4 protein-coding genes are annotated in these 4122 nt (G+C 37.1%); 1 reads left to right on the top strand and 3 read right to left on the bottom strand.

The window, feature by feature from the left end; genetic code table 11:
• Window positions 1–691: methyl-accepting chemotaxis protein (locus tag Q1553_RS01510; RefSeq protein ID WP_300842699.1), on the top strand; the 691-nt coding region annotated here is incomplete at its 5' end.
• A gap of 49 nt (window positions 692–740) precedes the next feature.
• Here the strand turns inward: Q1553_RS01510 and Q1553_RS01515 are convergent.
• The 3 genes from Q1553_RS01515 to Q1553_RS01525 all read right to left on the bottom strand — a co-directional run bounded on the left by Q1553_RS01515 (window position 741) and on the right by Q1553_RS01525 (window position 3823).
• Window positions 741–1301: a flagellar FLiS export co-chaperone gene (locus Q1553_RS01515; protein WP_297579131.1), complete on the bottom strand. Its 561-nt coding sequence runs from the start codon at window positions 1299–1301 to the stop codon at window positions 741–743.
• A gap of 169 nt (window positions 1302–1470) precedes the next feature.
• Entirely contained in the window at window positions 1471–1683 is a 213-nt protein-coding gene (gene kcuS / locus Q1553_RS01520) for a KCU-star family selenoprotein (RefSeq protein WP_245944186.1), read from the bottom strand.
• 22 nt (window positions 1684–1705) lie between these two features.
• Window positions 1706–3823, bottom strand: a complete 2118-nt coding sequence (locus Q1553_RS01525) for a carbon starvation CstA family protein (RefSeq protein ID WP_115550814.1) — start codon at window positions 3821–3823, stop codon at window positions 1706–1708.
• Between the last annotated feature and the right edge of the window lie 299 nt (window positions 3824–4122).

Consider the following 4122-nt stretch of genomic DNA (forward strand, 5'->3'; position numbering starts at 1 on the left):
TATCACCGATGTGAGCGACCAAACCAATTTGCTTGCCCTCAATGCCGCTATTGAAGCAGCGCGTGCAGGAGAACACGGAAGAGGATTTGCTGTCGTAGCCGATGAGGTGCGCAAGCTCGCAGAACGCGCACAAAAAGCAACCAAAGAAATTGAAATGAATATCCAAGTATTACGCCAAAATTTCTCTGAAGTGCAAACTTCCACAGAAGAGATTGTAGATGAAATGGACCAAGTCAATGGAGAAGTTGCAAAGTTTATCCAAGTAGGAGAAGCTTCTATGGATGTGCGCCAAAATTCTGCAAATGTATTAGATACCACATTTATCGGGCTTGTTAAATTAGACCATTTGCTCTTTAAAATGAATGCTTATAAAGCCATTGTGGATAATAATCAAGAATTGCATTTAGCCGATCATCACGATTGCAGACTTGGAAAATGGTATGAACAAGGAAATGGCAAAGAAATGTTTAGCAGATTGCCAAATTATAGCAACTTAGAATCTCCACATGCAAATGTGCATAATTCCTTTAAAAATGGGGTAGATTTATTCAAAAATAAAGGCTTAGACGCAAATGAAGAAATTTTATCCTTATTTGAGGCGGGAGAAGCAGCTTCCGATGATGTGGTAGATATTTTAGATAAACTCTTAGAAGAAAAAATCTCTGATAGAAATAATGGAACACAACGTTAGAAAATCTACTCTTTAGCACTTACTTTTAACTAGCAAGTGCTAAATCTCATTACCCGAACAAGCTTTTTAATGTATTGGGGTCAAAATTTTCAAAGTCAAATTCTTGAGTAGTGGGAGCACCAATCGGCAAACTTGCTTTTTCAATCAAATCACTAATTTTTCCCATTTTTTGCATAATCTCATTATGCTTATTTGTCAGACTTTCACTGATAGAGCCTTGAATTTGGCTTGGCAATGGAAGAGAGAGTGAAACACTTTCTCCTGCAAGAGTCAAAGTCAATTCCTTTCCAAAGAGAGACTCCCCTTTAAATTGAGCAGCTTTAGCGGTATTATCTAATTGTGTTATATTTTCTCCACTACTTTTTATTTGATTTCCTAACCCATTTAATGTAATATCCGCAATCTGCATTGCACCAATCATTTCATTTGCGCCTTTGACACCATCACTAAACTTACGAATCTCTAAAGCAGTTTGCGATAAATTAGGCAATTCTTGCATCTCTTGCGCTTTTTGAGATTCTACTTTTGCCGAATCTTGTGGCTTGATAGCACCCACTTGAGAATTTGGATAAATATTTCCTATTCCATAAGGATTTACTGAAGATAGCATTTAAACTCCTTTTAAATTTTAAAATTTAAAAGCACTTCTTATTCCACTTTTTATTTCTTTGTTGTTTTAATGGGAAAATTATTATTTGATTTTGCAGAGATTAATTCAGAGAACAAAATAAAAATGCTTACTTCCTTAGTGTATCCATAAACTTATGGTATTTGGCTTATCAGCATTTATTTCTTCCTGCGCCATATTTGGCTTCCATTGCTTCTTTGAAAAATTCCCTTTGAGATTTTGGAATCTTATCAGGGTGATTTTGCCGCATATGTTCCACATATTTATCATAACTTGGCATACCCACAAGCAAATGAAAAAACCTATCTGAACGCCGATATATTTGAATAAGGCTAGAAGCATTTGCTTCTAGCCAACCTTTTATGTTTTTTATAATTTTTGGATTTTTATCCGTGTGCGGCAACTTTTCCTTCATACTTACTAGCCTCCTCATAAGGGGATTCCGCAAGTGGAATATCTATTTCACCTTTTGTTGCTTTAATACAAATGCGAATGGTTTGAATTAAAATCAAGCAGGTAACAAACATAAAGAATGCGCAAAGTCCTGCATTTACTAAGTTATTTGTCGCAATCGTCGCAAATCTTTCAGCTAAAGCTGGGTCTGTTGCTTGTGCTGCTTTTGCACTATTGATTTGCCAAAGCGCAATATGACTTACAGCATCATGCACTCTCTCGCCATTGGCTGGAAGTAATTTTAAAATTCCTGCATAAAGCGTAGAGATTAAAACCCAAGCGGCAGGTAGAATCACAACCCACGCTTGTTTTCCCTTGCCCATTTTAAAAAGCACAGAAATTACAAGCAATAACGCCATTCCCGCCAACATTTGATTAGAAACTCCAAAGAGTGTCCAAAGTGATTTTACACCACCTTGTGGGTCAGTGATTCCTTGATAAAGGATATAACCCCAACCCGCAACGCAAATCAAAGTTGCAATCACACCCCAAAACATAGATTGAATATTTCCAATAGGAGCATACACATTGCCCAATACATCTTGCACCATAAAGCGTCCCGCACGCGTTCCTGCATCAACAGCAGTTAAAATAAACAATGCTTCAAAAAGAATCGCAAAGTGATACCAAAATGCGGTAGAGCCTTGATTAAACAAAGGAACTTCCGAAATAATTGTTGCCAAACCAATTGCAAAAGTTGGTGCGCCTCCTGTTCTACTTAAGATACTTTTTTCGCCAATATTTTCTGCCATATCTAAAATTTCTTGTGGCGTAATGACAAAGCCAAAGTTGTTAATCGTTTGTGCTGCAACTGCTGCTGCTTGTGCTACATCTGTGATTCCTGCTGTTCCAAGCCCTGCAGGAGCAACATTGATAGAAAAATACAATCCCGGAGTTAAAATACACGCAGCAATCAATGCCATAACTGCAACTGCAGATTCCATAACCATAGAACCATAGCCCACCATTCTTGCGTGAGATTCCTTCTCTAGCATTTTTGGAGTTGTCCCGCTAGAAATTAGCGCGTGGAATCCGCTAATTGCCCCACAAGCAATGGTAATAAAAAGAAAAGGAAAGAGCTGTCCGCTAAAAACTGGTCCTGTCCCATCAATAAACTTCGTAACACTTGGAAATTGAATATCTGGTGCAACAATCAAGATTCCTGCTGCCATTAGCACAATCACACCGATTTTTAAGAATGTGCTTAAATAATCACGAGGAGCAAGCAAAAACCATACAGGGAGAATTGCTGCAACAAAACCATAACCAATCATTATATAGGTTAATGTAACAGGCGTTAATGTAAATATTGCGGATAAAGTTGGATTTGCGGCAACTTCTTGTCCATAGAATAACGCAAGCAATAATAATACAAAACCGATAATACTAGCCTCACCTATTTTACCTGGTCGCAAGAATCGCATATGAATTCCCATATAAATTGCGATTGGAATCGTCATTGCAATCGTGAATAATCCCCAAGGAGATTCTGCAAGAGCATTAACCACAACAAGTGCCAAAATCGCAATAATCAACATCATAATGCCCAAAATCCCTATCATTGCAATACTTCCAACGCCCTTACCCAACTCTAGTTTAATGATTTCACCTAGTGATTTACCATTGCGGCGCATTGAAACAAAAAGCACCGTAAAGTCATGCACTGCTCCAGCAAGCACAACACCAACTACAATCCAAATCATACTAGGCAAATATCCCATTTGAGCTGCTAAAATTGGACCTACAAGAGGACCAGCACCAGCAATAGCGGCAAAGTGGTGTCCGAACAAAACGATTTTATTTGTTGGACAAAAATCACGTCCATCATTCATCGTTAGTGCAGGAGTCGCGCGATTGTCGTCTAAGCCTAAAACTTTTTCTGCAATGTATTTTGAATAAAATCGGTAACCAATCATATAAATACATACTGCGGCTACCACAATCCATACTGCAGAAATTGTCTCGCCTTGATGTAATGCTAAAACACCAAAGCCCCAAGCACCAATAAGAGCTACAATCGCCCAAATAACCATACTCAAAACTTTATTCATAAAGCTCCTTCTTAAATCTAATTCGTGCTACCTAAGAGCAAAATCATTATACATTGGATTCTAAAGCATATCAATTAAATTTTAAACATTATCGTTTTATTTTACAAAAAACTACAAAAAACTATTTTCAAATGTTAATTTTTTACCCATTTTGTTAAGAATAGACAAGATTGATTTAGGAGAATAAAATTATCAAAAACTATTCCATAGGAATTTTGGAGGATAATTAATGCCAAAACTCCTGTCCTTGCGAATTAAGATTATACATTGCTGTGAAAGTTTTTTAAAATTTCTTACAA

Source organism: Helicobacter sp. UBA3407, from assembly GCF_949747025.1.
Taxonomy (GTDB): Bacteria; Campylobacterota; Campylobacteria; order Campylobacterales; family Helicobacteraceae; genus Helicobacter_D; species Helicobacter_D ganmani.